General features: G+C 40.9%; 30 protein-coding genes, 1 tRNA gene and 1 pseudogene. 17 read left to right on the forward strand and 15 right to left on the reverse strand.

The window, feature by feature from the left end; genetic code table 11:
• Nucleotides 1–43 precede the first annotated feature (43 nt).
• Nucleotides 44–424 carry a DUF302 domain-containing protein gene (locus tag Mia14_RS02335; RefSeq protein WP_157891435.1) on the reverse strand — a complete coding sequence of 127 codons (381 nt, stop codon included), beginning with the start codon at nt 422–424 and terminating at the stop codon, nt 44–46.
• Nucleotides 425–492: 68 nt separating this feature from the next.
• On the opposite strand from Mia14_RS02335, the gene Mia14_RS02340 reads away from it, so the two are divergent.
• The 6 genes from Mia14_RS02340 (at nt 493) to Mia14_RS02365 (ending at nt 5,438) form a co-directional block, all read left to right on the forward strand.
• On the forward strand, nt 493–867 hold the full coding sequence (locus Mia14_RS02340; protein ID WP_157891436.1) for an ArsR/SmtB family transcription factor: 375 nt from the start codon (nt 493–495) through the stop codon (nt 865–867).
• A gap of 75 nt (nt 868–942) precedes the next feature.
• Complete coding sequence (locus Mia14_RS02345; RefSeq protein WP_198539396.1) at nt 943–2,154, forward strand: RNA-guided endonuclease InsQ/TnpB family protein; 1,212 nt, start codon at nt 943–945, stop codon at nt 2,152–2,154.
• The gene (gene merA, locus Mia14_RS02350) at nt 2,151–3,611 is read left to right on the forward strand and encodes a mercury(II) reductase (protein WP_088820013.1); all 1,461 of its coding nucleotides are present in this window, start codon (nt 2,151–2,153) and stop codon (nt 3,609–3,611) included. The genes Mia14_RS02345 and merA overlap by 4 nt, the downstream gene beginning before the upstream one ends.
• 11 nt (nt 3,612–3,622) lie before the next feature.
• Nucleotides 3,623–4,153 carry a hypothetical protein gene (locus Mia14_RS02355; protein WP_088820015.1) on the forward strand — a complete coding sequence of 177 codons (531 nt, stop codon included), beginning with the start codon at nt 3,623–3,625 and terminating at the stop codon, nt 4,151–4,153.
• 1 nt (nt 4,154) lies between these two features.
• Nucleotides 4,155–4,724 carry a peroxiredoxin family protein gene (locus Mia14_RS02360; protein ID WP_088820017.1) on the forward strand — a complete coding sequence of 190 codons (570 nt, stop codon included), beginning with the start codon at nt 4,155–4,157 and terminating at the stop codon, nt 4,722–4,724.
• Nucleotides 4,725–4,868: 144 nt separating this feature from the next.
• Nucleotides 4,869–5,438, forward strand: coding sequence for a GNAT family N-acetyltransferase (locus tag Mia14_RS02365; protein WP_088820019.1), 570 nt, complete (start codon nt 4,869–4,871; stop codon nt 5,436–5,438).
• 136 nt (nt 5,439–5,574) lie between these two features.
• Here Mia14_RS02365 and Mia14_RS02370 read toward each other — a convergent pair whose 3' ends face one another.
• A complete protein-coding gene (locus tag Mia14_RS02370) occupies nt 5,575–6,936 on the reverse strand; it encodes a dihydrolipoyl dehydrogenase (protein WP_088820021.1) in 1,362 nt (453 codons plus the stop codon).
• Between the two features lie 148 nt (nt 6,937–7,084).
• Here Mia14_RS02370 and Mia14_RS02375 point away from each other — a divergent pair, with 148 nt between their 5' ends.
• Together Mia14_RS02375 and prs are read left to right on the forward strand one after the other, a co-directional pair.
• Nucleotides 7,085–7,384, forward strand: coding sequence for a ribose-phosphate pyrophosphokinase-like domain-containing protein (locus Mia14_RS02375; protein ID WP_124216882.1), 300 nt, complete (start codon nt 7,085–7,087; stop codon nt 7,382–7,384).
• Nucleotides 7,385–7,387: 3 nt separating this feature from the next.
• Complete coding sequence (gene prs / locus Mia14_RS02380) at nt 7,388–7,945, forward strand: ribose-phosphate diphosphokinase (RefSeq protein WP_338025068.1); 558 nt, start codon at nt 7,388–7,390, stop codon at nt 7,943–7,945.
• On the opposite strand, the gene Mia14_RS02385 is transcribed toward prs, so the two are convergent.
• The 6 genes and pseudogenes from Mia14_RS02385 to Mia14_RS02415 all read right to left on the reverse strand — a co-directional run bounded on the left by Mia14_RS02385 (nt 7,942) and on the right by Mia14_RS02415 (nt 14,711).
• The gene (locus Mia14_RS02385) at nt 7,942–8,379 is read right to left on the reverse strand and encodes a DUF4143 domain-containing protein (RefSeq protein ID WP_088820026.1); all 438 of its coding nucleotides are present in this window, start codon (nt 8,377–8,379) and stop codon (nt 7,942–7,944) included. The genes prs and Mia14_RS02385 overlap by 4 nt on opposite strands.
• Nucleotides 8,380–8,419: 40 nt before the next feature.
• Nucleotides 8,420–9,406 (reverse strand): annotated as a pseudogene (locus Mia14_RS05190) (ATP-binding protein).
• A 53-nt stretch (nt 9,407–9,459) separates the two neighbouring features.
• A complete protein-coding gene (locus tag Mia14_RS02400; RefSeq protein WP_088820031.1) occupies nt 9,460–10,176 on the reverse strand; it encodes a hypothetical protein in 717 nt (238 codons plus the stop codon).
• A gap of 36 nt (nt 10,177–10,212) precedes the next feature.
• On the reverse strand, nt 10,213–10,650 hold the full coding sequence (locus Mia14_RS02405) for a hypothetical protein (protein ID WP_088820033.1): 438 nt from the start codon (nt 10,648–10,650) through the stop codon (nt 10,213–10,215).
• A 251-nt stretch (nt 10,651–10,901) separates the two neighbouring features.
• Nucleotides 10,902–14,057: a hypothetical protein gene (locus Mia14_RS02410; RefSeq protein ID WP_088820035.1), complete on the reverse strand. Its 3,156-nt coding sequence runs from the start codon at nt 14,055–14,057 to the stop codon at nt 10,902–10,904.
• Nucleotides 14,058–14,207: 150 nt separating this feature from the next.
• Entirely contained in the window at nt 14,208–14,711 is a 504-nt protein-coding gene (locus tag Mia14_RS02415; protein ID WP_088820038.1) for a hypothetical protein, read from the reverse strand.
• Between the two features lie 149 nt (nt 14,712–14,860).
• Here Mia14_RS02415 and Mia14_RS02420 point away from each other — a divergent pair, with 149 nt between their 5' ends.
• A complete protein-coding gene (locus Mia14_RS02420) occupies nt 14,861–15,208 on the forward strand; it encodes a carboxymuconolactone decarboxylase family protein (RefSeq protein ID WP_088820039.1) in 348 nt (115 codons plus the stop codon).
• Nucleotides 15,209–15,281: 73 nt separating this feature from the next.
• Here Mia14_RS02420 and sufU read toward each other — a convergent pair whose 3' ends face one another.
• The 3 genes from sufU to Mia14_RS02435 all read right to left on the reverse strand — a co-directional run bounded on the left by sufU (nt 15,282) and on the right by Mia14_RS02435 (nt 17,756).
• Nucleotides 15,282–15,686, reverse strand: a complete 405-nt coding sequence (gene sufU, locus Mia14_RS02425) for a Fe-S cluster assembly sulfur transfer protein SufU (protein ID WP_088820041.1) — start codon at nt 15,684–15,686, stop codon at nt 15,282–15,284.
• Nucleotides 15,687–15,842: 156 nt separating this feature from the next.
• Complete coding sequence (locus Mia14_RS02430; protein ID WP_088820042.1) at nt 15,843–16,517, reverse strand: hypothetical protein; 675 nt, start codon at nt 16,515–16,517, stop codon at nt 15,843–15,845.
• Nucleotides 16,518–16,544: 27 nt separating this feature from the next.
• On the reverse strand, nt 16,545–17,756 hold the full coding sequence (locus Mia14_RS02435; RefSeq protein ID WP_124216885.1) for a coiled-coil domain-containing protein: 1,212 nt from the start codon (nt 17,754–17,756) through the stop codon (nt 16,545–16,547).
• A 160-nt stretch (nt 17,757–17,916) separates the two neighbouring features.
• Between Mia14_RS02435 and Mia14_RS02440 the strand changes: the two genes are divergently transcribed.
• On the forward strand, nt 17,917–18,333 hold the full coding sequence (locus Mia14_RS02440; protein WP_124216886.1) for a hypothetical protein: 417 nt from the start codon (nt 17,917–17,919) through the stop codon (nt 18,331–18,333).
• 27 nt (nt 18,334–18,360) lie between these two features.
• On the opposite strand, the gene Mia14_RS02445 is transcribed toward Mia14_RS02440, so the two are convergent.
• Nucleotides 18,361–19,500, reverse strand: a complete 1,140-nt coding sequence (locus tag Mia14_RS02445) for an alkaline phosphatase family protein (protein WP_088820048.1) — start codon at nt 19,498–19,500, stop codon at nt 18,361–18,363.
• A gap of 209 nt (nt 19,501–19,709) precedes the next feature.
• Between Mia14_RS02445 and Mia14_RS02450 the strand changes: the two genes are divergently transcribed.
• A complete protein-coding gene (locus tag Mia14_RS02450) occupies nt 19,710–20,057 on the forward strand; it encodes a NifB/NifX family molybdenum-iron cluster-binding protein (protein ID WP_088820049.1) in 348 nt (115 codons plus the stop codon).
• Nucleotides 20,058–20,218: 161 nt separating this feature from the next.
• Nucleotides 20,219–20,854 (forward strand): FKBP-type peptidyl-prolyl cis-trans isomerase, encoded by a 636-nt coding sequence (locus Mia14_RS02455; protein ID WP_088820050.1) that lies wholly within the window; start codon nt 20,219–20,221, stop codon nt 20,852–20,854.
• 11 nt (nt 20,855–20,865) lie between these two features.
• On the opposite strand, the gene Mia14_RS02460 is transcribed toward Mia14_RS02455, so the two are convergent.
• Nucleotides 20,866–21,777 (reverse strand): asparagine synthetase A, encoded by a 912-nt coding sequence (locus tag Mia14_RS02460; protein ID WP_088820052.1) that lies wholly within the window; start codon nt 21,775–21,777, stop codon nt 20,866–20,868.
• Between the two features lie 117 nt (nt 21,778–21,894).
• On the opposite strand from Mia14_RS02460, the gene Mia14_RS02465 reads away from it, so the two are divergent.
• A complete protein-coding gene (locus Mia14_RS02465; RefSeq protein ID WP_088820053.1) occupies nt 21,895–22,323 on the forward strand; it encodes an Lrp/AsnC family transcriptional regulator in 429 nt (142 codons plus the stop codon).
• A 36-nt stretch (nt 22,324–22,359) separates the two neighbouring features.
• Here Mia14_RS02465 and Mia14_RS02470 read toward each other — a convergent pair whose 3' ends face one another.
• Nucleotides 22,360–23,304, reverse strand: a complete 945-nt coding sequence (locus Mia14_RS02470; RefSeq protein WP_088820055.1) for a deoxyribonuclease IV — start codon at nt 23,302–23,304, stop codon at nt 22,360–22,362.
• 236 nt (nt 23,305–23,540) lie between these two features.
• Here Mia14_RS02470 and Mia14_RS02475 point away from each other — a divergent pair, with 236 nt between their 5' ends.
• Nucleotides 23,541–23,870: a hypothetical protein gene (locus Mia14_RS02475; protein ID WP_088820057.1), complete on the forward strand. Its 330-nt coding sequence runs from the start codon at nt 23,541–23,543 to the stop codon at nt 23,868–23,870.
• Here Mia14_RS02475 and Mia14_RS02480 read toward each other — a convergent pair.
• Nucleotides 23,863–24,924, reverse strand: coding sequence for an MraY family glycosyltransferase (locus tag Mia14_RS02480; RefSeq protein WP_088820058.1), 1,062 nt, complete (start codon nt 24,922–24,924; stop codon nt 23,863–23,865). The two genes, Mia14_RS02475 and Mia14_RS02480, sit on opposite strands and share 8 nt — an antisense overlap.
• 98 nt (nt 24,925–25,022) lie before the next feature.
• Here Mia14_RS02480 and Mia14_RS02485 point away from each other — a divergent pair.
• From Mia14_RS02485 to Mia14_RS02495, 3 genes are all read left to right on the forward strand, one after another.
• Nucleotides 25,023–25,096, forward strand: a tRNA-Arg gene (locus Mia14_RS02485).
• 199 nt (nt 25,097–25,295) lie between these two features.
• Nucleotides 25,296–25,943 (forward strand): nucleotidyl transferase AbiEii/AbiGii toxin family protein, encoded by a 648-nt coding sequence (locus Mia14_RS02490; RefSeq protein ID WP_088820060.1) that lies wholly within the window; start codon nt 25,296–25,298, stop codon nt 25,941–25,943.
• The gene (locus tag Mia14_RS02495; protein ID WP_088820062.1) at nt 25,940–26,527 is read left to right on the forward strand and encodes a type IV toxin-antitoxin system AbiEi family antitoxin domain-containing protein; all 588 of its coding nucleotides are present in this window, start codon (nt 25,940–25,942) and stop codon (nt 26,525–26,527) included. Before Mia14_RS02490 ends, Mia14_RS02495 begins: the two co-directional genes overlap by 4 nt.
• Nucleotides 26,528–26,786: the final 259 nt, after the last annotated feature.

Consider the following 26,786-nt stretch of genomic DNA (forward strand, 5'->3'; position numbering starts at 1 on the left):
CCTGGGTGCCTGTCTTTCAAGGGCAAGCTTATCGAAATTCCGTTTAAGGCATTTCTAGGGAGCCCTTCAGATTTTGGAATAAACCGGAAATCTGGTCAATAATATCTTTATTATCCAAATTGTACTCTTTAGATATTTGAGCGTAGTCTTTATATATAACGTAGCACCTTTTATTCTGCTCAATAATTAATATCTTCAATGGCAGTTCTATCCCCAATTCCGCATTTTTCTTCATAAGGATAGTCCCACCTTTGGCATTTCCGAATATGATAAGTTTGGAATTTATAAAATCCAATCCGGCATCCTTGGCGTTTTTACCATGATCCACGACACAGAATATTGTGAATCCTTTGGAATTTAAAAAATTTGTGATATTGTCAAAAGTACCTTCAAAATCATATTTGCTCTCAATTCTTACGTTCATTTTAACCAATATGAAAATGAAAAAGAAAAGTTTAATAATACATATGATAAATTTATCATATGATAAAAATGTCATATAATAAACTTGATGATCAATCCATTTCACTATTCTTTGGGGCAATAGCCAATCCCAAAAGATTTAGGATACTGGTAACACTAAATGAAAGAGGGCCAATGTGTGTTTCCCAGCTTGAAGAACTCCTTGGCATAGAGCAGTCCGATCTTTCGCATAACCTGCAGTGCCTGCTCAATTGCAGGTTTGTCAACAGGGAGCAGAGGGGAAAGGAGAAGGTCTACAGCTTAAACGAAGACATGAAGGTATTGGTTGATTCGATAAATAGCCATATAGAGGCTTATGACAGGTATATCAAATCATGCGAAATTGTAAATGATAAAAATTTGGTCAAAGGCGTTGATAATGGAAAATTATCAAATTTGGCGTAAAACCCACACGCTTCAGCGGTGGGATATAAGCCACCGCAACAGTAGAAATAATTAGTATAAATAAATATGATCGTCATGAAAACTGCATACAAATATCGTGCATATCCTTCAAAGGAACAGAAGGGAACTCTGAATAGACAGATGTATCTTTCAAAGGAACTATACAACCTGCTTCTTGAAAAGTCAAAGTCATACTATAATGAGACAGGAAAAACCTTAACGGAATTCAGGATGAACGTTTGGATAACCAAATTAAAGAAGGAAAAACCGGAATTTGCGGAAATCCATTCTCAGGTGCTTCAGAATATCTCAAAAAGGGTGTCAGATGCATACAAACATTTTTTCTTGAGGTGCAAGGAGAAGAAGCAAGGAAAGAAGGTAAAGGCGGGATTTCCAAGATACAAGAAGTTCGTATCATCTTTGACATATCCTCAAACCAATGGCTTCAAGATAGAGAAGAAGAAGGTTGAACTTTCAAAAATAGGGAGGATAAATTTCGTGAACCACAGAAATATTGAAGGAGGAATAAAAACATTAAATATAAAGAAGACAAAATCACAGGAATGGTACATCACGATTGCTGTTGAAAAGGAGGACAAGCCATTCATTTCAAACGGTAAACCGAAGGTTGGTATTGATTTAGGAATAATGCAATATGCCGCGCTTTCGGAAAATACAATACTCCAAAACGCAAAGATAACAAAACACCAGAGGAAACATTCAAGAGTCCTTCAACAAAACATATCGAGGAAAGAGAAGGGATCATCCAACAGAAGAAAGGCAGTGACAAGATTTGCAAGATACTCAGAGCATATTTCAAGGATAAGATTGGATTGCATACACAAGCTTTCAAATGAATTGGTGAATTCTTATTCATTCATTGCATACGAAGATTTAGAGATAAACAATATGGTGAAGAACCACAGATACGCAAAATCGATAAGTGAATCTTCTTGGGGAAATTTCACACAATTGCTGCAATACAAGGCTGAAAGCGCTGGTTGCGTGGCAATGAAAGTGAATCCTCAATACACATCAATGACATGCAGCAAATGTGGCAATGTGCAAAGCATATCGATATCCCAAAGAACATTCGTCTGCGAAAAGTGCGGGATGTCAATGGACAGGGATGTGAATGCGGCACAGAATATACTAAAGAGAGCTTTGAACTCCATCAGTCCAACTACCGAAGGGCATTCGGGAAGTCAAGCCTGCAGAGACGACATAAGACCTTCCGCAAGGGGGGCAGTTGCCTATGAAGCAGGAACTATATGGGTGGCATCATGACGACAAATCATAACCACCTTGGAAGCCCACACTGTTTACAGGTGGGAGGATGTCACGATTACATAATAATAGGGCAAGGAGCTGCTGCATTCTCCGCCGCCATAGAAGCCAATTCATTAGGGGCAAGGACATTGATGATTGGCAAGAACGAGACGGAAGGATCGCTCCTCGGTGGCACTTGCGTCAATGTTGGGTGCGTGCCAAGCAAGAGGCTTATCACGGTGGGGGAGTTCATCGATGATGTAAGGAAATCCAGATATTACGGCGTTGATGCAGATGCAATCGTGGATTACTCAAAAGTGGTAGCGGAAAAGGACAAGCTTGTAAGCGGGATGAGATCCAAAAAGTACAAGGAGGTACTGGACAAGCTTGCCAATGTTGATTTCGTAGATGGATTCGGTTCGTTAGGGGACTCTCATACCGTAATCGCCAATGGCAAGGAATACCATTCCAACCATATACTTATAGCAACTGGAGCAAGGGCTTACATCCCGAGTATAAAAGGATTGGAAAGCATAAATCCACTGACCAACGAAGAAGCTCTTTCATTGAAAGACCTTCCCAGATCATTGATAATAATAGGGGGCAGGGCGATGGGGCTTGAATTCGCGCAGATGTTTTCGCATTTTGGCTCAAAGGTCACGGTCCTGCAGAGAAGCGGCACCATAATACCTGGATGGGAGCCCGTGCTGATAAGCAAGCTTGCCAATTATTTGAAGGATGACGGCATATCGGTAAACACCAATACTGCGATAAACGAAGTTGGGAAAGATGGCGGTGAAGAGTTTGTCAAGGCATCGGTAAACGGCAAGGAGGCAATATTCAAGGCCGAACGCATAATGTTTGCAACAGGAAGGCAGCCGAATGTAGAAAAGCTAAACTTGGGCGCAATCGGCTTGAAGACCGATGAAAAAGGGTTCATACAAATAAACAGCAAAATGGAAACAAACGTGCCCGGGATATATGCGGCAGGCGATGTTACAGGAGAGCCAATGCTAGAGACTCTCGCAGGCAAAGAAGGTAAGATAGCGACGGACAACATGTTCACAAGGAATACCAAAGAGATAGATCTTAATGAAGTGCCACAGGCGATCTTCACGATGCCAGAGGCAGCGATGGTCGGATTGACAGATGACCAGGCACACGGGAAGGGGATAAAGTGCAGCTGCAATTCAATACCTTTTTCGATGATCCCCAAGGCCTCGATAATCGGGGATGAGAGAGGTGTCATAAAGGTTGTAATAGACTATGCAACCAAGCGCATATTAGGAGTCAGCATACTTTCTAGGAATGCGGCGGACTTAATAGCCGAAGCCACTTTGGCGGTGAAGTTCAAGCTTACAATAGATGACATCATAGATACGGTGCACGTGTTTCCGACACTGAGCGAAGCGTTCAAGCTCGCATCGCAGAACTTCTACCAGGATATATCGAATATGAGCTGCTGCACAGCATAAGGTGAAGATCTTTGATTGGTTCGGCATTGAAATTTGTTTACAGCGAAAAACGCTATCTCCTATCAACCATAGCTATTGCAATCCTTATGGGTGCCCTTTATTACTATTTAGTCCATATTGGAGGGCTATTCTACCCTATAATATTCGGCTCTATAGCGCTTGGCGAAATAACTGATATAGCAGGGTTCGCCTTGATATCCGTGTTGATGGGAATATCAATATCAATGCAGATATACTCCTATAAATTGACAAGATTGGACGATTCAAAGGGCGAGACTGCGATCGCGGTGATAACAGGGGTTTTTGCGCAAGGGCTATGCTGCACCCCGATAGTGGGAAGCCTCTTGGCCATGCTTGGGCTGTCAACATCTGCCTTGCTAACACTATCCGGCGCTATAAGCCATACCTTTGCAGTGCTTGAGCCTATCCTGATAATCGCATCCATATTGCTCCTTCTTTACAGCATAAGGTCAACGGCAAAATCCCTGCTTTACTGCAGCAAGAGGGAGCTAAAGATTTCGCAAAAGACAAAAGGCGGATAAAATGAAAAAGGTAAAAACTTTGTATAAACTAATGGCAATCGTGGTGATAATTGCGGCGGCCGTACTGCTGTACATGTATTCGGCAGGCACGTTTTCGCATAAAGTGTCCGCGGAAATCCTTTCCGCCGGAGAAAAGGCCCCAAATGAAAGCTTCACTCTGCTGAATGGGTCAACCGTGAATATAGGCAATTACCGAGGTAAGCCAATACTTGTCTGGCTTATGACCACTTGGTGCAGCTCCTGCGCCCAAAGCACATCGACAATAGCGAATAATATGACCTTCTTCAAAGACCACAATGTAACAGTCTTTGAAATTGAAAATTACGAGGATCTTGGCCAAAGCGGCATGGCAATAGGCCCGTTTATAGATTATTATGCGCATAATTCGACAGGAGCGGATATGATAAAAGGAGGAATATCGTCAAAAGGGCTTACATTCACTTACAACCCTAAAGGATATCTTGACATATACTACCTCATAGCCCCAAACGGAACAATCTATTATATAAATGGGAGCCCGGTGATAACGATGAATGATTTGAAGCAGGAGGTAACAAGGCTGGAGAGCTGATTTACGTCATTTCGAAGGTTCTGCCTCTGCTTTAATAATTAAAGCTTTGGTGCCCTTGCAGCAAGATTACAGGGTTCTTAACTTATACGGATGGACATTGCACAAAAATATTAATATTGTATAAATTCAAACATATTTGATTTTATGTATTTTGAACCGACAAGCTTCAAATTGAAGGATGGAAGGGAGGCAGAGATAACAGACATAAAACCGGAGTACCGAGAAGATATGATAAACAATTATTTCTCTTACTTTGATGAAGTCGAAAAAGGTGAAAGCGCATACGGCTCCGATATAGGCATACTACTGTCCTATACCAAGGAGAGCTATGAGGATGAGGTTGAATGGTTCAACAAGAAGCTCAAGAAAGTCGAAAGCGACGAGCAGATCGCGAGAGTGGCAATAGTTGACGGCCACCCTGTTGGGTTGATTGACATAAGAAAGGGAGGGCTTGGGAGGAAGCATATCGGCGAGCTTGGAATCGCAATAAGAAAGGACTACAGAGGGCTTGGAGTGGGCAAGGCCCTGATGGAAGACGCTCTGAGGCTTGCCAAAGGCTGGGTAAAGATAGCAACCCTTGCGTTATTCGAAGGCAATAAATCTGCATATACCCTTTACAAAAAGCTTGGGTTTGAGGAATACGGAAGGCTGGAGGATGCAATGGAGCTGAGGAACAAAAGCCTTACCGAGATATTGATGTTCAAAAAGCTGTAAGGGCCGTCTTTTAAGGTATGCCTAAGACATACCTATATATCTTGTTTTCAGTTATCCTGAGATTTTTAGCAAACAAGATGCATGCTTATCCCAGCTTGGTGTTGCCGCTTCTCTCGCTTGCGGGCATTTTTAAAGATTACAGTATTGACCTTGCCGCAGCAGATATGCCCTCGTTTGTTGTTGGGTGCTGGTCCGCGTAATCCGCGATCTGCCTTGCGCCCAATCCGTTTGCAACGGCAATCCCCAATTCGTTTATCAATGATGGCGAGTCTATCCCTATGACCCATGCTCCTATAGCCCTCAATGATCCTTTTTCAAAGAATATCCTTATCTCTCCCGGCAACTCATCGTACATCTGCGCTTTTGCGTCATTCTTGAACTTATAGATTCCTTCAAGATAATCTATCCCTCTTGCCTTTGCCGTGATTGGCGTAATTCCCACATATGATATTGGAGGGAATGTGAATATTGTAATAGGTACCGCATCTGAATCAAAATAATCGATAGGCTTCCCGTTTGCCATTATATTGTTGGCAGCAACTATCGATTGCCTTACAGCCGAATGGAAATACGGCGACTTTCCATTGACATCCCCTGTTGCATAGATGTTTTGGATATTGGTTTTCATAGATTCGTTTACCTTCACAAATCCTCTTCCATCAATCTCCACTCCCGCTTTTTCTATTCCCTCTGGAAGCACGGGCTTTCTTCCTGTTGCCAATAGCACCATATCAGCAGCAAGCCACTTCTTGTTGCCTTGGCCGTCGGAGTAATGCACTACCTTCCTGCCCTCCTTTTCTTCCACGTTCTCAAGAGGCGAATTCATCTGTATGTCTATACCTTTGTCCATGTTGTCATTCAGGCCCGAAACCAAATAAGGCTCAACCCTGCCCAATAGATTTCCACCCCTTACCAACATATGCACTTTTGATCCCAGTATAGTGTACATTGTTGCAACCTCCAATGCAATATATCCTCCGCCTATTATCGCTATTTCAGATGGCAGTGATCTTATACTTGATTTGTAAGTGAACAGGTCATCGCTTGTTATACAGTATTCTGATCCTGGAAATTCTACCTTGTTTGGTGTGGTGCCTGTCCCTATTATAATGTATTTTGCTTCGACTTCGTTGTCTCCTATCAATGCATGGTTCGAATCTTTCAATACGGCCTTTTCCGCTATGAACCTTATGTTCTTAAAATTCTTCAAGTCATTGGAATGCTGCAAGAAACGCGTCTCCTGCACATAATCTTTATGGTCCTGTATAAGGGAATAGTCGATGCTTATCTTCTGCTTTAAGACTCTCTCCGTCCTTTCCTTAAGCTGCGCCATCTCCCTTACTGTTTTTGAAGGTATGCACCCCATGTAAAGGCAGTTTCCGCCAAGCTTGCCTTTTGGGTCTGCCATTATCACATTATACCCTGACTCGGCTAGCCTAAAAGCGGCAGGATAGCCGGCACCTCCTCCACCGATTACAAGAACATCTGCTTTCTCCATTTCAATCACTTATATTAATAGATGGAATTTTATAAAAAATTAACATTTAAAAATCAAGTATTCTAAATTAAACTTTATTTTATATTTTGCAGTAAATAAAGGGATACAGGAAGCTTTATAATTAGGATTGCCAATTATATTGATAAGCATGAAAATTTTGTCACTGCCCTCTTCAATAGGGCTTGCTTCTAAAATTGCAAAAAATATAGGCTGTGGCGTGGCTGATTATAAATTGACAAGATTTCCGGACAATGAGATCTACACCAAGATAGATACGCCACTTGATGGAGAAGACGTTGTAGTTATCGGGAATACCAACACCGATTCCGATATAATGTCTTATTTATTCCTGCTTGATGCGGCAAAAGAGCAGAACCCGAAGAGATTAATTGCATTAATGCCATATTTTGGATACGCAAGGCAGCACAGGGTTTACAATAGAGGGTAGGCAATCGCGTCAAAGGTGATGGCACAGTCTATAGCGAACTCAGCGGACATGATGGCTGCGATAGAGCTCCATGATGAGCAGACTTTGAGCTATGTCTCCAAGCCCTTTGCAAACCTTAAGATAAAAAACCCAATATATAATTTCTTCAAAGGCAAATCCATTGACTACGTAATATCCCCGGATGACGGCGGCTATTCCAGATCTCTTGACATGGCAAACCTTTTGGGGCGCAAGGCCTACTACATAGACAAAAAAAGGATGGATGCAAATACCGTGGAAATGAGACTGCCGGAAGTTGAATTCGAGGATAAGAACATACTTCTATTGGATGACATGATATCAACAGGAAATACGATGGTTAGCGCTATAGACCTGATTTCGGACAAAGGAGCGGGCAGCATATACTGCTGTGCCATCCATGGGATATTTGCGGGAGAAAGCGATAGGAGGATAAAGGAAAAGGCGGACGGGCTTGTTGTCACAGATACGATACAGAGTGAGTACAGCAAGCTTTCAGTAGCCGAAGATGTAATTGCATACCTCAGGTCCATTGGCATTTAAGTGCTGAAATCAACGCTTTTGTGGTCCTCCGTAAGCCACTTCCATATAGGGACCAGCTTTATTTTTTTACCTTTTATGCTTATCTTATCCTCTATATCCCAGGTTATTATTATTAAATTTTTACAATTCTGCTCGGTGCTTGCTTTTACCAAAGAATTGGTTTCCCTTTCCTTAATCTCATCAATTGATGAAGCATAAGTTACCTGTATCAAAGAATCTGTCTTGCCATCTTTTCTAAGCAAGAAATCAACTTCCAAATCTGAAGCATCCTTCCAATAATACAATGAATAATTATTATTCCAATACTTGATTCTCCTCATCAATTCAACAGCGACTACATTTTCCATCAACCTTCCTTTGTCCTCCTTGCTCTTGAAATTTACAGCACATGCTATTCCAGTATCTGTAACATATAATTTCCTTGGCGCTTTCATGCTCTCTTTGAGCTTTGCTGAGAACCTTTCAATTCTGACATCATCCCACGATTAAATATCGTGGGCTTTCTGCTATGCATTTTGTAAATATAAGATAGGAATTTGAGATATAACTTACCCATTTGCTTATCGTGTTTGGTGTTTTCATGCCAACTATATTTTTTAGCTTGTTGTAAGTTATTTCATTTGAAAAGTTGGATAGAAGGTAATCTGAGAGCAATTTAAATTCGCTTGGATAACTGATTGAATATCTATGAGGGACATCTCTCTGAATTATATCTGAGTATAATTGCAATAGGTAATTGCTGCCTTCAACTAGAGCTAATGGAATGCCTCCTATCTGCATGTACTCCTGCAGGCTATCAATGATCTTTGAATGCCATTCACTCGTATATCTTTTCGTTTTTATATCAAATGATTTGTAATCTAGAAATTCCTTAAAACTAAATGGGAATAATATAAAATCTATATGCCTGCCAACAAGATATGTAGCTAACTCTTTGTTCATTAGCCTTGCATTGCTGCCTGTTATTATAACTTTTTTAGATATTGAGATTGAATTTACAAATCTCTCCCATCCTTATATGTTCTGTATTTCATCAAATATTATATTTTCAGTATTGCTATTCAATTAGTACATAGCTTCCAATACCTGATTTAGATCTTCAGCCTTTATGGAAATCCCAGGATCATCAAAATTTATATAAGAAAACTTACCTTCTGAGAATATCAATTCCGCCAGTACCGACTTGCCGCACCTTCTTATCCCTGTTATTATCCCCACAATACCGTTTCCAAGTAAATTTTCATTTATCGACAGATAACTTTTTATTATATGCCCTGAGAGCAGTTTATTAATTGATTCGTTCTGATCCGCAATAACTCTTACAATGATATCCTTAGGCACTATGATAATGTTATAGGTATAAATTTTTAATAATCTTTGTAGCGGCATTGCAAAGATTAGATAAAATATTTGTATTGACATTACTAAGATTGATAAGATTGTATGTATTATACCATACATTAATTTTACTTCCGCCCGATACCTGCTATTAACACAAAAAATCGATTACCTGTCTACAGATGTTTTTCTTTTTTCTCTTTCCTCAATAAATTTTTTACTCCAAATTTCTTTTTATCTAATTTCCTGATAACGATTAGTTCTGGAAAGCGCCCCGTCATAAAACCTATCACTTCTTTCCTTAACTCCCCATTTATGGATTTGTAATAATCGCTTGGCACAGGGAAACTTTCAATTTCTATAGTCAACTTGTTAGGGCTTATTCCATTATAGCTTAAATATTTGTTTACATCCTTGATTGTTTTCCGGAAAAATTCATAAGCAGGCACGTTATTGGGATTGACATTGCCTTTTCTTATAGTTGATGAAAGAAGATGCAATCTGATATGGGTATTTGATGCAAACAGCAAAGTATCAAATTGCCCATCATTTATAATCTTATCGTCTATCTTTTTTATCTTTACTTTGAATCCTTCGTATTCTGGAAATATGTACCAATATTCGTGCTTTTTCTTAGCCATGCTATATGGGGATATTACACCGTATTCGGCATTATGCTTATCTTGGAGTTTATATTCGAATCTATCAAATCCCAGCCCGAGATTATGCCTCAACAGATCAAATTTTTGGTTGTGTTTTGGCTTATAACTCATTTCAAAATTAATTAATTTATTGTTTTCAAAATCCATGGTAAGAATAAAATCCTTATTATTTTCTCTTAATTCACTTATCTCTTTTTTGAATTTATCCTTAATAGTTTTGTATTTTTCCATAAACCTAAACCTTTTCTTATTTTATATTTTCTAGATTTAATTCTTTTTTTCATTTCCGGGGTAAATAAGCCAAGAGCTCTTGTCCATCTCAAAATATACCGCTTTCTCTGATAAGTACTTCCCTATATCGGCAATAAAAGATTCCAGCTTTTTGATCTTCTCGTTATCTTTTACCGCAACTGTGTACTTTATGTGGTTTGTATGGTCGACGCTCTTGCCATCCATCCAGTAACCCAATATGAATCCTTTTTCTGCGGTATACCCTCCGAATTCTTTAAGAAGAAACATGTCTAATTTGTCTTCCACCACTCTGTCCTTGTCCGTCTCAATCTTGATTGATGGAAGATAGAATACTATGGGCTTTCCCAGGTATGTTTTTTGATAATTATTTTCGCTTATATATTTCCGGTCCTCTGTGTTGGCTCTGATTATCTTTGCTATTTCGGCATTTTTATTTTTGCTCTTTACTGTCATTTTATTACCTTAGTCTCTATTTATTTACCAAAATATAAAAATGTAATTTTATTGCGGGTTTTTAAGGTTTTATAATTTTGGCAAATAGGACACAATGGCATTATATTTATCTGCAAATGTACAAATTTTTAGCTTATTTTGCGAAATACCTCTGGATTGATATGCTCTGGATATAGGCAATGCACCAGCCAACAACAAGTGCCAAGAAGAACTATCGATAGTAAATAGAAAAAGATTAAGTTATCGGTTAATCAGGGTGCTACGAAATACTGCTCTTTCCTTAGTAAGCTTGTTTCTATATGCTCTGCAAACACATCATTTCCAAGCTTCTTGATGGAGATTGTTTTTTTGTTGAACCCCGCATTGCCAATCACATCATTTACCCACTCCCTGTTTGATACACGCCCCGTATTGATTACCACAGGGACATTGAAGTGCTTTGCAAGATCCTTAATCATTTCTGGAAGTGCCTTTTGTACTTCTATCCCTGGATAGAATGAAGAGAGGAACTCAAGCGAATCTATGAAAAGCATGGGCTTTCCGTCAACCTCCGCCGCAAAGCAGTATGTCCTTCCTATTGGCTGAGGTACATCCTCAAGCTTCTCCTTCCAGTAGAAGTTCAGTATCAATGTCGCAGGATCCTTTACCCATCTAAAGTTTGCATCGAAGTGGATTCCCGAATAATCACTTTCGTTCGGTGGGGCTGTGCAGTCTCCGCTGTACCTGCCCCCGAATATATCATCCAGTGACCTTTTCCAGCTCTTTATGGTGAGTACTCCTGCAGTTGGCAGGGATTTGTCAAGCTTTTCCGAATCCTCGGATATTGTATTGAGGTATAAACCGAACAGCATCCTTCTTCCAGGCGAGTCCACGATGAACATGTCAGGATCAGTCATGTATTGGTATATATTGCTCAGCGCCTCGTCCGCCTTCTTTATATATAATTCCATTTCCTCTTTTGGCATCTCCGCCCCTTCCATTAACGACCTCCTCGCTTCCTCCAATGCATTTTCCTGATCGCCTATCTTCTCCCTGTAATATTTGGATGCCATTACACCTTCAACGGCATTTAGGATCCTCCCGTATGAGTATAGGGCATCGCCTTTGTTCTCATCCGCAATGTTGTTAATGTCTTTTTCAATTTTTTTCAGGCCTTTTGCAAGGAATATTGCCTTTTGGAAATTGACACTTTCGGGGTTGTCATCAATATCAGATTTTCCGACAATATAGTCGATCCTGCTGCGTAGGCCTCTTCCAACGCTATTTCTGAGGGACGCAAGTTCGGTTTGGATTTGCCCCAGTGCCTGTGGTACGTCAACCGCATTTTCAGGAAAAACCCCTTTTATGATGCTTATAGAATCGGAGATTATTTTACTGGTCTCTTCTCTTGTGAGCTCTTCAGTTTTCTTTTCCTGATGAAGATCATATGTCTTAATATACTGTTTGTTGAATTCTGGCAATAAGCTATCTATATGTTTGAATTCATCGATGTGCAGTTCACTCGGGTTGCTTCTTCTTTTCAATGACTCGACCAAAAATTCAGGGGTGAACATATTCTTGTTTTCCCAAACAAGTCTCAGAATCTTTATCCCTCCCCACCCTTCAACAGATTTTGGCAAACCCTTGAGGTTATTGAAATAGGAATTTGCCCCATTTACTATTATATTGTCTATTTTCCCTTTTTCTCCTGAGAACAAGGTTTCAAAATCCTCTTTTGTTTTGATGAAATTGGATGCAATAGATAGGTACTCTACGGACCCTCCCGTCCTGCTGTAAAGTTTCACTATCCTGTCAAATTTTGCTTCGTCAATGCTGCCTAGATTACCATTTTCTATAGTTTCGAGGTTTTTTATTAGATTTGACCATCCTAGCACTTCAGCTTTAAACCTATTGGGGTCTTTAGATGCGTTCTCAAATTTGATAAGCCTAATAATTGGATCTTCCAAGAAAGTAAGGCCTTTGTTAAGATTATGGTTATCCGAATAATATAGTATATTAGCTATTCCCGTTAAGATATCCATAAAATCGTTCATGGTATATGAATCCTTTAGCCATGAAAGAAATACTTCATCAGTTAGCTCTTTGGCAGCCTTTGTCTTTCTTATCGCACGGAAGTATTCGAAGGAAGCATTATAGCCAACATACCTTGCAAAGTCCCTTACCCGTTCACTGGTGAGCTCCGCGACTGCCTTTGTCATACCTATCGCATAGAAGTATTGATAGGAAGAGTCTCCACCAATCGAATCTACAAAATTTGTTATTGTCTCGTTGATGACTTCACCGCTTGTGAGCTCAGCGACTGCCTTTGAGTCGGCCATTGCACGGAAGTAGCCATATACATTATTGTTGCCTAATGAAATTGCAAAGTCCCTTACTCTTTTGCTGGTGAGTTCCTTTACGGCTCTAGTCATGCCGATCGCATAGAAGTATCTATTTGAACCATAACTGCCTATGGATTTTATAAAATTTACCGTTCCTTCATTTACGACTTCACCGCTTGTGAGCTCCGCGACTGCCTCTGTGTACCCTATCGCATTGAAATATTCCGAAGCGGAAGTTCTTCCTATCAGATTGATGAAATCTGCTATCCTTTTGCCGATAACCTCTTTGCTGGTGAGCTCCTTGACGGCTTTGGTGCTTTCTATTGCACTGAAATATTTATCGATATTGCTTCCGAGAGACTTTGCAAAGTCTATTACTTCACCGCTTGTGAGCTCCTTGACGGCTTTCGTCTTTCCTACTGCTCCAAAATATTCATATCCAAAACTGTTATTGGACAGATTTATGAAATCTGCTATTCTCCTATTGGCAATTTCCTCACTGGTGAGCTCCGCGACTGCCTTGGTGCTGCCCACTGCATAGAAATATTTATCGACGTTTATGCCGATTAATTTTGCAAAATCAAAAACTCTTTTGCTAGTGAGCTCCTTTACGGCCTTGGTGGTCCCAACCGCATTGAAGTATTCAAAATTGGAATAATTACCTATTAGATTTATGAAATCTGCAGTTTTCTTATTGGTGAACTCCTCGCTTGTGAGCTCCTTGACTGCCTTTGTATTTTCGATTGCATAGAAGTATCCGTAGGAATTATTTACACCGATTGAATTTGCAAACTTCATTGTCCTTTCGCTGGTGAGCTCCTTGACGGCCTTGGTGCTCCATATTGCATGGAAGTATCTATATCTAGTGTCTCTTTGGTCTAAAGACTCGACAAAGTCTAGAATCTCGGATAACCTCTTATCCGCTTCACTTGGATCAAAATTTTCCTTAAGGTAATCCGTAATCAGTTTAGCGGTATCGTTATCACTTAATCTGGATAAGCCGGCAATTTTTGCATTGGTATCATCTAATAATTGCCTTTCGGTAAAGCCATCATTTATTTTGGTTTTATTCTTGGGCATTTTCATGCTTATAGCCTCTTTGCACCTTATCTTTTACCTCCAGCATTTGCCTGATGTTTCTGATTGCCAATCATTATTTTAAGGGCCCTTGCAATGTTTATTATATAAACCGCTTTTAATATTTAAGACTTGCCACTATTTCCTCTGAAGTCGTTTTTAGCTCTCGCGAAAGCTTTCATTCCAATAAAATTCCAATAGCATCATCTTTTTGAACGCTCTCATCCCGTATCCGTACTTCTTTATTGCATCTTTTGTTGCGTCCTCGGATAGCTTTTCCATAATCCCTTTGTCTTTTTGGAGCATCTCGCTTATCTCGTTGTCTGAAAGCCTGTAATTCGACTTTATCCTCCTGACTCCGTTGTAGATGTTGTAGCCATCCCACGGGCTTTTAAAATCAATTCCCATGGCAAACCTCAAGTCCGTGTATCCTCCAAAGCCTCCTGATGCCAATCCCTTTTTTCTCATACCTAAGCTTATTCCCCCTTCCCAAAAGAAATCGACTTCCAGAAAGTAAGTTTTTATCTCTTCGGGATCCCTGTCCTTGAATACCTCTTTGTTTATTTCATCCAGCTTGCCACTTGCCAGATTGTCAAGCCATAATTTTATTTTTTTCTTTCTTATGGTATTTTTCCTTTTTTCCGCAGGTGTAAGCTTTGCCATATGGATCATCTTTGCCTTTGCATCTGGACACTGTCACCGTTCAAATTAATAAAGCTTGTGGCAAGAGGCGGGCTCGTGGATTCCCAATTAATTAGTGAATATTCAGATAGAATAAATAATTGATTATTCATAGTATTAGTAGTGGTAAAATGGATGCAAATGAAAAGTTGAAGGAGGTCAACAGGGTAGTCAAGGAATTGGGCGCGGACCAGCCAAATGTGCAGGCAGGATTTATGAAGCTTTTAACTTCTTCGGAATCGGATGGGAAGCTCCCCACTAAGGTAAAGGAACTGATAAGCTTGGCTCTGGCTATCAATGTCAAATGCGAATGGTGCATAGCGTACCATATGAACAACTACCTTAAGGCAGGTGCAACAAAGGATGAGATAATGGAAACTGCGAGCGTTGCAATACTTATGGGAGGTGCGCCATCACTGATGTACTTGAACCCTGTGCTTGACGCTTTTGAACAGCTGGGAGGGGATCAACAGCAGTAATCGTTGTGCAAATAGATAAAAAGAAGCACGGAGCGGCAGTTCCCGCTTTATTTTTTTTCTTTGTTCCTGTTTTTCAAAGATCCTTTGTATTTTCATCCGGCTCCTTATGCTCGTACAAGAATATTGCTTCCTTGAGAGCTTTCAATGATATCGTGGCGCAATGTAGCCTCGCAGGGCCTGGTTCTATTCCAAGCAGGTCAATCATGTCCTTTACCCCCATCCCGCTCAGCTCCTCTATGCTCTTACCCTTTACGTAATCCGTGAGCATGCTTGCCCCTGCTGTGCTTATCGAGCATCCCTCACCATCGAACTTTGCATCGTCGACCTTGGCCTCCGAAATCTTCAAGTATACTTTGATGTCGTCTCCGCATACCGGATTGTGCTCTTCAAAGCTCGCATCCGCATCTTCCATTTTGCCCTTGTTGTGGGGGTGTTCATAATTCGATATTATTTCCTCTGCATAAAGATTTGTAGACATTGTAACACCTTTTGAATACGCTTGCACCTCATTAATCTAAATTAATAAGCATTTGCGGTGCTGTACAGGCGGTTTATCCAATAATCATTACCTATTTAATAATATTTAAAAGTTGCTAATGTAAAAGTTTAGGGAAAGACAAAAATTGAAACTGGTTCAATTCTTCAAGGTTATCTTGTTTTCGGTTTCCGTCTCCTTCTTTGACGTCATCTCCTTGCTTACCTCCTCGGATATCTGCTTTTTGATATCCTCCGCCTTGTTTGGCCCGTTTTCTGAAGCTGCCTCTACCTCTGCGGGCTTTGCTGCTTCCTTTGCGCTTTTCTTTAAGGCGTTGATATCGTATGCGCTGAACAGGTAATAAGCCCATACAAGTATTATCCCTGCAAACAGCATCAGGTATATTCCGGCTCCCGGAATCGCAACGGCTGCTACCGGCTCGCCGCTTATGCTTATGAGATTTGAGAACATGTAAAGGGATGCGATTCCCAGCGCAAAAGAGACAAATGAAGATATAGCGGCGATTATGGATGCCTTCTTTGTGAATAGTGCTATGAAAGCTATAACTATTGATATCAATATGAATATGAATGATGCCTCGCCGTAGTTGACGAATGCCACTTCAACAGGCGTTGAGGTTGCGTTCAGTGGGGTTTGCCCTGTGAAAATTATGCGGCCGAATCCCATGTAGGACACCCCTTCCGATACTCCAAACTCTATTGGCTGTGTTCTTAGGATATTTGAGAATAATGCTATGACTATTACTGCCAACACGATTATGATTATAGTGCCCCATATTATACTTGGCTTCTCAAAAGCTTCCTTTTTCTGCATTTCAAAACCCGTTAGCGTATGCCATTATTAGATTGTTATTTTAATCAAAGATTTATAATACTTGTTGAACAATAATTCCAGCTCCTTGCAGATCTCCTCAATCTTTAAATCCATCTCGGCAATTTTTCCATCGTTCTCCTTTGCCTGCTCTTTCCTTGCATGTTTGTCTTCTTCTATGCTTTTCTCGGTACTTACGCCAATCCTTGCTTCATTCAAAGAACCCTGCAATTCAGACAGCTCTTCTTTGACCTTCATCAGATTCTTTATCCTATCGGCAAGGCCTGCATTGACAACCTCTTCTATCTGCTCTACGAAGGACTCCTTCTTCTTCACCTCTATCCTTCCTTTCATAACCATATCCTTCAGGGAATTGAGCTCTTTTAGGAACAGGCTGTAATTTCCAGGATCTGAAAGAATATAGGGATTGTCCAAGAAATCAGACAGGCTTATCTTTTCTCCTGATATATAATCGTATTTTCTGGCAAGCCTTTTAAGCGGATACAAAATCGCGGTTATCTTGGAATTCTCACCGGAAATCCTGTCTTGGAGCACTACTATTTCGTTGCTCTTCTCGGATATCTCTGAATTCAGCTCTTTTATTGAATTTTCTTTTACTTCTGCCATCTCTACTTCCCTCACTTCCTCCTTTATCTTTGCGTTCTCTTCCATTAAGTATTCCTTGTCGGATATGAGCTGCAGCAGTGCATCTATCTTGTCCCTTATCTCTATGTACCTGTCATATTCATTGGATTTCGACTTTATCACATTCTTGAGGTCGTTAATCCTTTTCTCTATGTTGGAGTACACCTTCTTGAAGCTGTCTATGTCCTTTGCGTATCCTATAACGACGGGCCTGAATTTTGCGTTGTGCTTTAATATTGAGTCCAGCATGCCGGAATAGAAGTGCTCCTTCAGCAGCAGATTGTAGTATGCGTCCCTTCCGTCTTCCTCCTCAAAGCTTCTGTCTAAAATGCGCTCCAGCCTCTTGCAGTAGTTCTCTTTCTGGGACTTTACAAATTCAATGCTGTAATTAGGTATGTACTCCATCTCCGGATCTGATCGGGAATTTGAGAAATTGGCAATCGATTCTTTGAAACCTGCGATTCCGCTGATTATCGATGCTTCTGCTGCATCCGCCTGCTTTTCCATGGGGCTTATCAGTGTGTAAAACATCTTCAGGTTATAGCTTTCGAGATCATCGGGCTTTATTTCCATATTGGCAGGCTTCCTAAAAAACATCTTCAGCACTCATAGAAGTTTTGATTCCGGCCCAACTTCCGCCGCGACCTATTTTGTAGGAAATCGCAGGCTTGGGCTTTGCAAAACTTATATCACAAGTTATATTGGTATTTCATCAATACTTAAATCTTTTTCTATTTATATATATAATGTGATAAATATGGTGTCGAAGAAAACATCGAGTCTCAAGATGAACCATAATGGTTTTAAAGTGCGCGGAGATTTATTTGCCCTGGAATTCATAGGGAGCTTGTTCTACCTGTATTTGATATACTTGATAGGAGCAAATGTAATGCCCGTAAGCACACTTCTCAGTACTGGAAGCGCAAGTTTCTGGCTGGCGGTATTGCCTGCAGTCGCGGTAGTGGCAGGAGTAGCATTATTCTTCCATAGCTTCACATACCTGTTTGGGGGATACAACAAGATTTCAACCCTTAAGCTGGCTACGGTAGCAGGATTCGCATTCTTCGCACTCACAATAGGGGTGGCAGGAGGATATTTTGTAGTAGCTCTGATAGGTTTCATACTTACAGAGGTTGCTGCATACATGGTGCACGTAGAAAAGGACAAGGAGTGATTTAGCTCCTTTTGTTTTTTTGTTTTCTCATTCTCTAAGGTTGATTACAGGTATTTCCATCTCATCCTGCAGCAGCGCTCCATGATGGCCCTTATGTCCAGAATAGTTGCCCTTGTACCTGTAAACGTATACGCTATTGTCCAAAGGCACGCCTATGAATTCCGATGAATTGCTGCTGGGCTTTTCCCCTTTCAATCCAAGCAGCCCTTTGCTTATTATCTCATCCTCATCAAATATCCTGAAGTCATTGAACTTATTTACAAGCTTTCCCTTTAGGTCTTCGTGTGATTTCATGAATACTGCACGTGCATCTCCGTAAGGAGGGGAGTCAAGCATTCCTATGACATCTTTCTGCTGGTCTAGGAATACGGCCTTTGAAACCTCAATAAAACCGTGGTCCGCAGTAATTACTATATCGTATTTGCTTGAATAGCTGGAAAATGTGCTTACAACGGTATTGTATATGTACCTTGCCGCTTCCATAGTTGGCTCTGCGTAAGGGCCATACTTGTGCGCGAGCGAGTCTACAAATGGCAGGTACAATGACACGAATGTGCAGTCCTTTTCCAATGCCTCTTTTGCCAAGTATACCGAATCCCAGAATGTTTTGAACTCCGAAGGCTTTGAAATTCCATACAGCATCTTTGTCATGCTGCTGCTTGATATTGATTCGGGCACTATCGCTTCCGTTCTCCTCCCTTTGTCCCTGAGTTCCCTGCCTATGCTTTTTACACCGAACATGGAGCTCATGTCCAATCCGCTTATCCTCTTTATAAGGTTGGGATCCGATACTTCCGGAAGCGTGTAATTCAATGTCTGGATTATTCCATATTCCTTTGTGTAGGTTGTGTATCCAAGTACTCCATGCTCCGCGGGAGTTGATACAGTATTCAGGGAGGTTAGTGCGGTAGAAGTTGTTGAGGGGAATACAGTGGAAAACTTTTCGGCGCCTTCTGTTGGTATCCCGGCGGCCTTCATTATGTTATAGCCAAATCCGTCAATGAGGATTAACAGCACTTTGCCTTTGTCCAAGTTGATTGATTCCGAAGGTATCGCGTCCTCCCTGTTTATTCCCAAATCCTCAGCTATCGATGCGGCTAAGTTATATAGGTTGCCCTTTTCATAATCTGGAAACAAAAGCTTCTTTTCTTGAGATGCTACATCCAAATAAACACCCGGAAATGCATGTCCTGGCGTACTGCCAAAATGCGGCTGCGGAATGCTGTTTCCTGTTTAACCTTTTATGTCAATAATTATATTGGTTTGTTTTGGTGCGGACACGAAGCTTGCAAAATGCGGGATTAAATTTTACTTCACTATAATTTGTTATCCAAACGTAATAAAAATTATCCTCTCCTCTAATTATTTGTGATACAATGAAGATAGCAATCGCACATGACAAGGATAAAAATATAGTGCCCCTTCAGGATGCCGAGTCCATCGCAATATACAACGACGAGGACCACAGCATTGAAGAACACGACAATGAGGGATTTGGAAGCAAAGAGGCGACTATGGGAAGCATACTTAGGCTGGAGCCGGATGCGGTGGCTGTAAAAGAGGGGATCTTGTGCCCTGGATCATACATGATGTCGCAGGGAATGATAAAGTACCTTGTTGTAAAAGGCAACACAGTGGACGATGTAGTTGCGGAGAAGGGCCAGGACAGTGAATTGACGGAATGGCTTGATGAATCAATGTATGCGGAAGGAGAAGAGGACTGAATGCATTGAAGGCAGAGGCCTGCTCTGCCTGCCAGCAGCATCTTGTTTTGCCCCATTGATCATCGCTAGTTTTCCAACAAAACAATAGAAATATATAAAAGAGATGCCGTATAGAATATTATTTAGCCAGGCTTTTTATGAACTTGACAAGGTGATTAAAGATGGAAGATACGGATACACAGAATGTTAATAATGTTGAGGAAAATAAGGTTAACACGGTTAATGATGCTAATGCTCCAAGCAATGCCGCTGACAGCCAAAATGCCCAAGCGGCAAATCAAAGTGCTGCAGCCAAGCCAAAAAAGAAAAATAAAGGATTGATTGTAGGCTCAATCGTTGTTGTCATAATAATAATAGCTGTTGTGGCGGCCTATCTGCTTACATCAAGCTCTGCGAGCACTGTCAAATCTGGTGACTTGGTAGAGGTCTACTTCAAGGGCAGCTTTACAAACGGCACTGTATTCCAGGAAGGTAATTTCAATTTCACAGCAGGCTCAAACCAAGTGATATCAGGGTTCAGCAATGCTGTAATAGGGATGAAGCTTCATCAAATCAAAAACATAACCTTGACGCCACAGGAAGCATATGGCGAGGTCAACCAGAGCGAGATCGTATCCGTGCCTCTTACGGACTTTGCAAACCAGTCAATCAAGAACGGCACAGTGGTTACATCAAGCACAGGCCTTTCCGGAACGGTGATAGCAGTAAATGCGACAGATGCGACTGTTAACTTCAATCCGCCACTGGCTGGAGATACCTTGAACTTTGAGATTGAAGTTCTGAAGATTTCCAAGTGAAGGAATTTCCTTCATATGGATATCTCTTCTCCTGGCACCCTCCTGAACAATTCTACATCGCCAACATGCTTTGACCTCGTGAGGAATCTCGTCAGCCTTTCTACTCCGAATCCTGCTCCCGCCGATGGATAAAGACCTTTTTCGGCTTCTGACAGGTATGCTTTGTAAACATCCATGTTTAGCCTATCTGACCCCATCTTCCTTGTTATTACAGGATATTCATGCTCGCGTTCTCCTCCTGACAATGCCTCTCCAAACCCTAATGGATATATAAGGTCGTAGTTAAGGTAATGCCCTGGCCTGCCCGTGTCCTCCTTTTCGTAGAACTCCCTTTTGTGGTCTGTTACCCAGAAGGGCTGTGTTGATGACCTTGACATCTTCGCCTCCCAGTCCTCGCCGTACTTCTCTGCCAATTCCCCTGTTGAATAGATTTTGAATGGGGGCTTGAAATCAAACACCTCCAAACCCAACTCCTTGAATGCCGACTTGGCCTTTTCATCGGACTTAAGCATCTTGCTCAGGTATACCAGATACCCCTCCATAAGAGCCATCACGTCCTTTGACTTTGCGTCCCTGATCTCAAAATCAAGCTGCGTAAACTCGAACAGGTGCCTTCCGCTGGATTTCCTTTCAGGCTTTTCCAGCCTTATGTTTGGGGAGAGTATGAATATCTTGTCAAGCTTCTTTATTGCTATCTGCTTGTGAAGGATCATTGAGTTCATCGTGTAAAGCCTCTGCCCTCCGTATTCTATCTCGGGGGTCTTCAATATTGACGAGTTTGGATCAGGTCCAAGAGGGTCAGTGCTTTTTCCCAATATCACTGGCAGCAGCTGCACGAAGCCGTTGTCATTGAAGTAGTCTATGGTATGCTTTATCACTTCGCTTGTGACAACCAGTTTTTCCACTATCTTGCTTTCTTCCATATCTATTCACCTAAAGATATGGTTGTCCCAGCGGTATAAATATTTATGCAATAAAATCTTATAAAATATACAATTTTATAAGAAACCTATTTATATAGTATTGTATAAAATACAATAATGGACGGCATTGACGATAGTATAATAAGCCTGATTGATTCAGGGACTATAAATTACTCGACAATCGCAAAGAAGCTTGGAATGCCCCTTTCCACGGTGCACTTCAGGGTAAGAAAGCTTGAAAAAGAGAAAATAATAGAAGGTTACAAAGGTGAGGTTAACTGGAAAAATGCTGGAATGTCCGTGCTTGCCTTTATATTCGTGAATGTTGACGTTGACCTTTTAAAGAAGCTGCACAAGACCCAGCAGCAGCTTCTCAATGAGCTTACGGGCATAAGCTATGTCAAGGAGGGATATATAGTGACAGGAGAGGCTGATATATTCCTGAAAGTGATAGCCAAGGACACGGAAGAGCTTGGAAAAGTTCTGCTAAATTCAATAGACGCAAAAGAAGGAGTAGTCAAGACAAAGACAATGGTCGTGCTATAGATGCCGGCAATCTCTATTTAGGTTTTAAGCATTGCTTTACCTGCATGAAAGTTCTTTGCCAGAATTTTTGCCTGCAATCTCTATTATCTTTACCGCCTCATTATAATTGTACTCCTCGTCCCCTTCACTGCTGACGGGGGTTTCCATAACGAAGCAGCCCTTTTGGAACAATGGGTTTTCGAACAGGTTTACAAACCCCTTCTCCCCGATCTTGCCTTTCCCCAAGTGCCAGTGCCTATCCAATCCGCTTCCGAGATCGTATTTGGCATCGTTGAGGTGCACCAGCTTAAGCCGTCTCTTGCCAAAATCCCCTATCTCATCGGCAAGCCTGCTTACCCCTTTTTCGGAACGAAGGTCATATCCAGCCGCAAACGCGTGGCAGGTGTCAAGGCAAAGGCCTATGTTCCTGTCATTTACGTTGTCTGATATATCCGCTATCTCCGGCATGCTGCTGCCCATTCCGTTCCTGTATCCTGCAGTGTTCTCAAAAAGGATCATTGCGTTATGTTTCTCAAGCCCCTCATTCAAAGAATCGGATATCCTTTTCCTGCCTTCCTTGAATCCGCTGCCCATATGCGACCCAAGGTGCACGACAAGGTAGCGTACGCCTAGAACATCACATCTTTCGAGGTTATCGTTAAGCATCCCAATGCTTTTTGAGCGCTGCTCTCTTGATTTGGAGGCAAGGTTGAAAAGATATGGGAGATGGGCAAATGCCATGAGGTCGAATTTCTTCGTATACTCCTTGAAAAGTGATATGTCCTCATCTTTTATGGGCGAGTGCTTCCACGTCCTCGGGCTGCTTGGAAAGAACTGGAAATCCCCGTATCCCATCTTCCCCGCACTTAAAGGTGCATTTGAAACCGATCCCGCAACTGACATATGGAATCCGAGCCTTATGTCTACATCTTTCCCTTTGCCGCTCTTTTTTCTTGATAAATTAGAATATTTTGATTGCTTGACCTGATTTATCCCTGCCATAGTCGCACAATTAGGCTTTCATTAATAAAAACTTTTCAACACCTGCTGTTTATTGAAAGTAATCGAAGCTGGAAGGTTCCCAAAAGGCCTGACCAATTGGTTGGATAAGCTTAAAAACCCTGCCTATTTTTAGTGTAACTACTATTATTATGGCAATTAAGGTTCTGTTTAAAATACTTTCTTGCTAAATCATTACTTGACTTTTATTTTTAACAAATTACTGGGAGGGTGTTTCATTGAATTACAAGAAAAGAGGCTTTAGCCTTTATGAGATTGAGGAATATTTGAAGGGCGCAGGAGCTGAAAAAATAAATGAGGATGCTGTTTTTACCTTTGAGAAAGAGATTGAAAAGATGACCGATGAACTGATGGGCTTCGCAAGCATGTTTGCAAACTATGCAGGCCGGAAAAGCCTTATAAAGGGATCTGACATCGCATTTGCTATAGGAAACATAAACTCCAAAAGCATAATATACCTGCCGGAAACAAGCCATAAGATAAGAAAGGTCCACAAAAGGAAATTGGCAAAGCACAGGATAAGCAAAGTCAAGATTCAAATCAAATAACTTTTAATGTTGCCAATTTTATCGCTAATCCTAGGACTATGAACAACGCCTCAACAACCCACATGTAAAGGGATACCTCCCATTCCCTGCATTTCTTTAAGTTCATTATTATATGCGTCCAGCTGTAGATCTTCCTTCCGTAAGGCGCCTTCATCGTCCCGTCCTTCTGCATTATGCCTAGATCTGTAACCTTGAATTTCCTGCGGAGGTGCAGGAAGAACTCTATTATCCATGGCATGAATATGATTATTCCAAAACCCTCCATCCCTCCTACTATCATGTCACTTACAAGAGCGGCGCCCACAAGATAAGTAAAGCTGTCTCCAGGTATTATCTTTGCAGGATATACGTTGAATATGAACATCGCCACCAATGATGCGAACAGCACCGAAGAGATAAGCAATCCTGTGTAGTTTCCGAATAGCAGAGAGTAAAGGAGAAGCCCAAACGCGGCTATCATGCCCGTGCCTGTCGCTATTCCGTCAAACCCTCCGAGCAGGTTGAACGCGTTTGCGGCGAATATTATGGCAAGAGGTATTATCACAATAGGGTAAAACAATCCAAAGTTGATTACTCCTATCAATGGTATTGCAACGGTCTTGACTCCTGCATTTATGGCCACCAAAGGTATGGCCCCTATAAGGGTGAGCACTGGCTTCTGCCACTGCTTCAGCCCTTGCCTTGTATCCATCATGTCCGTTGACTTTACCGCTTTCCTCTTTACGTTTATGTCATCAAGGAATCCGACCGTTGATATAAGTATTATAGAAAGCATCACTGAGAAAAGTACTGCAAGGCTTGCAACCGGCTGGTAGAAGGGGCTTGTAGGCGATGGAAAATTAGACCCGAATATGTAAGTGAACAGGCCAACGCTGAATCCCAATGCAACAGCGATGCCGCCGCTTCCCGCAAGTGTTGGATTTCCCTTTTTATTGTGGTCAGTTGCAGTAACCCCTGATTCCTTCATATATGACATAAGGAACAAGGTCATTACCACTGTTATTATGAACGCGGCTATCGAAGGTATTATTATCGTCAGGTAAGTATGGAACATTTATGCACCTAATTAAATCAATTAATTTACAATAAATTGTGAAATAACTAATAAATAGTATTCCAATATTAATATAATCCGTAAAATCTTCATGTTTTGCCCTTGTAGTATAACTTGGATAGAACGCGGGCTTGCGGAGCCTGTGATCCGGGTTCAAATCCCGGCAAGGGCGTTTAACCCATAGTAAAGAAACCTTTATAAAAGGGTTTACAAATTAGAACCAAAATATGTTGCCCTAAAAAAGGATCTGCTGCTTTACGAATTTATATAGGACTTTAGAGGAGGCTACAACAAACGCTATCCTTAAGCTATGCCAGGTCAAAAGTTATAAATACCTTTTAGTTATATTATATTATAACTAAGTGGTGTTTATGGATTTGCCAATCCTGAATATATTGAAAAGGAGAAGCGAGTTAGAAACGGCACGACTCGAAGACGAGGTAATGAGCTTATTGACAGGCATTACCGACAAAATGGCCTTACATGGGGGTACTGCAGTATGGAGATGCTACAATGGCAAGAGGTTCTCTACAGACATTGATGTATATATATGGGCAGAAGATTTTAAGGACAAATTCATCCATGCTGCCTCAGGAATAGGCATAGATGTAACTAAATTCAGAGAAAAAGGGGTCACATTCATAAATGTAAGAAAGGATAATTCAGAAATAAAAATAGAACCAAGAAATGTAGAAAAATCTGCTTTATTGATGCCATACGAACGCGTGGATGGCTCAAAGATAAACATATTGGTATTATCTCCTGAGGATTTGATTCTTGAGAAAATAGACGCGTACAATGATAGACGTGCATATAAAGATCTCTATGATATAACAGTACTACTAAATAGTGTAAAGCAGCGAAACGAGATTGATAGGGCATTGCAAGAATTTATAAAAAATATTCAAACTCCGAATGAAAATGTACAGAGTTACTCGGAATTCAAAGCGGTAATTTATGCTGGCGTAGTGCCGACATATCAAAAAATGGTAGAGTTCATAAAAAGGTGGCTTATGTGAGATACGTAAAACCATTTTTAGAGTATTTCAAGAGCTTTCCTACATTTACCGTAAATGATGTTAAGCTGTTCTTGCACAAAAACGGCGCCGGAGGCAATTACTACAAGATCTTTATGCACAATATGGTAAAAAGCGGGAATGTATTCTCTGTTAGTAGAGGGCGCTATACCCTTCATGATGACCCAGTCATAGCTGGATTCGCTTTCTCGCCATTCTATTATGGTATGGAAATGGCACTTACTTATTATAAGCTATGGGATTACATGACTCCGATTAGTATAGTGACCACTAAGAGGATAAGAAATGGGCAAATAGAGATTCTTGGAAGAAATGCAAGTTTAAGAAGAATACAAAAAGACAAATTTTTCGGATATTCTATGGTTTATTACAAGGATAATCTTTACATACCTATGGCGGATATTGAAAAGACTTTTATAGACTCGGTGTACTTTCATTCGCGTTTCAATAAAGAAGTTTATGCCGCAATGGCAAGAAAAATTGACAAAAAGAAATTAACACGTTACCTTAAACTTTATAATAATAGTATTGAAAAGCAGGTGGAAGGTCTGCTGAAAGCAACATGATAATAATCTTATTTTGTATCATTTTAGAAAATTAAGGAAATAGAAAGTATGCATTTTGTTTGGTCTAAGAAACAAAATGCATACATACCTGTTTATTTGGAATTCATAGGCATTCTCAAATGCCATTGCCAAAAGGACTAAAAATAAGCGACGTGAGCTCTTATGCCATCTTCCCACATCTAAAGGTTGTGGGCTTCCCAAGCAATCTGAGGAAGCCAAAGTGAAACGCAATGGACGCCATTACGCTCCGATGGAAAAG

The organism is Candidatus Mancarchaeum acidiphilum (assembly GCF_002214165.1).
Classification (GTDB): Archaea; Micrarchaeota; Micrarchaeia; order Micrarchaeales; family Micrarchaeaceae; genus Mancarchaeum; species Mancarchaeum acidiphilum.

Excerpts from the sequence above, each read along its gene's own strand:
- Mia14_RS02400 (WP_088820031.1), bottom strand. The coding sequence starts at position 10,176 with ATGGAAAAATACAAAACTATTAAGGATAAATTCAAAAAAGAGATAAGT.
- Mia14_RS02460 (WP_088820052.1), bottom strand. The coding sequence starts at position 21,777 with ATGGAAGAAAGCAAGATAGTGGAAAAACTGGTTGTCACAAGCGAAGTG.
- Mia14_RS02480 (WP_088820058.1), bottom strand. The coding sequence starts at position 24,924 with ATGTTCCATACTTACCTGACGATAATAATACCTTCGATAGCCGCGTTC.
- Mia14_RS02440 (WP_124216886.1), top strand. The coding sequence starts at position 17,917 with ATGGTGTCGAAGAAAACATCGAGTCTCAAGATGAACCATAATGGTTTT.
- Mia14_RS02345 (WP_198539396.1), top strand. The coding sequence starts at position 943 with ATGAAAACTGCATACAAATATCGTGCATATCCTTCAAAGGAACAGAAG.
- Mia14_RS02375 (WP_124216882.1), top strand. The coding sequence starts at position 7,085 with ATGAAAATTTTGTCACTGCCCTCTTCAATAGGGCTTGCTTCTAAAATT.
- sufU (WP_088820041.1), bottom strand. The coding sequence starts at position 15,686 with ATGTCTACAAATCTTTATGCAGAGGAAATAATATCGAATTATGAACAC.
- Mia14_RS02365 (WP_088820019.1), top strand. The coding sequence starts at position 4,869 with ATGTATTTTGAACCGACAAGCTTCAAATTGAAGGATGGAAGGGAGGCA.
- Mia14_RS02360 (WP_088820017.1), top strand. The coding sequence starts at position 4,155 with ATGAAAAAGGTAAAAACTTTGTATAAACTAATGGCAATCGTGGTGATA.
- Mia14_RS02465 (WP_088820053.1), top strand. The coding sequence starts at position 21,895 with ATGGACGGCATTGACGATAGTATAATAAGCCTGATTGATTCAGGGACT.
- Mia14_RS02415 (WP_088820038.1), bottom strand. The coding sequence starts at position 14,711 with ATGGCAAAGCTTACACCTGCGGAAAAAAGGAAAAATACCATAAGAAAG.
- Mia14_RS02410 (WP_088820035.1), bottom strand. The coding sequence starts at position 14,057 with ATGAAAATGCCCAAGAATAAAACCAAAATAAATGATGGCTTTACCGAA.
- Mia14_RS02370 (WP_088820021.1), bottom strand. The coding sequence starts at position 6,936 with ATGGAGAAAGCAGATGTTCTTGTAATCGGTGGAGGAGGTGCCGGCTAT.
- Mia14_RS02470 (WP_088820055.1), bottom strand. The coding sequence starts at position 23,304 with ATGGCAGGGATAAATCAGGTCAAGCAATCAAAATATTCTAATTTATCA.
- merA (WP_088820013.1), top strand. The coding sequence starts at position 2,151 with ATGACGACAAATCATAACCACCTTGGAAGCCCACACTGTTTACAGGTG.
- Mia14_RS02430 (WP_088820042.1), bottom strand. The coding sequence starts at position 16,517 with ATGCAGAAAAAGGAAGCTTTTGAGAAGCCAAGTATAATATGGGGCACT.
- Mia14_RS02435 (WP_124216885.1), bottom strand. The coding sequence starts at position 17,756 with ATGTTTTTTAGGAAGCCTGCCAATATGGAAATAAAGCCCGATGATCTC.
- Mia14_RS02385 (WP_088820026.1), bottom strand. The coding sequence starts at position 8,379 with ATGAAAGCGCCAAGGAAATTATATGTTACAGATACTGGAATAGCATGT.
- Mia14_RS02420 (WP_088820039.1), top strand. The coding sequence starts at position 14,861 with ATGGATGCAAATGAAAAGTTGAAGGAGGTCAACAGGGTAGTCAAGGAA.
- Mia14_RS02340 (WP_157891436.1), top strand. The coding sequence starts at position 493 with ATGTCATATAATAAACTTGATGATCAATCCATTTCACTATTCTTTGGG.
- Mia14_RS02490 (WP_088820060.1), top strand. The coding sequence starts at position 25,296 with ATGGATTTGCCAATCCTGAATATATTGAAAAGGAGAAGCGAGTTAGAA.
- Mia14_RS02455 (WP_088820050.1), top strand. The coding sequence starts at position 20,219 with ATGGAAGATACGGATACACAGAATGTTAATAATGTTGAGGAAAATAAG.
- Mia14_RS02450 (WP_088820049.1), top strand. The coding sequence starts at position 19,710 with ATGAAGATAGCAATCGCACATGACAAGGATAAAAATATAGTGCCCCTT.
- Mia14_RS02405 (WP_088820033.1), bottom strand. The coding sequence starts at position 10,650 with ATGACAGTAAAGAGCAAAAATAAAAATGCCGAAATAGCAAAGATAATC.
- Mia14_RS02335 (WP_157891435.1), bottom strand. The coding sequence starts at position 424 with ATGAACGTAAGAATTGAGAGCAAATATGATTTTGAAGGTACTTTTGAC.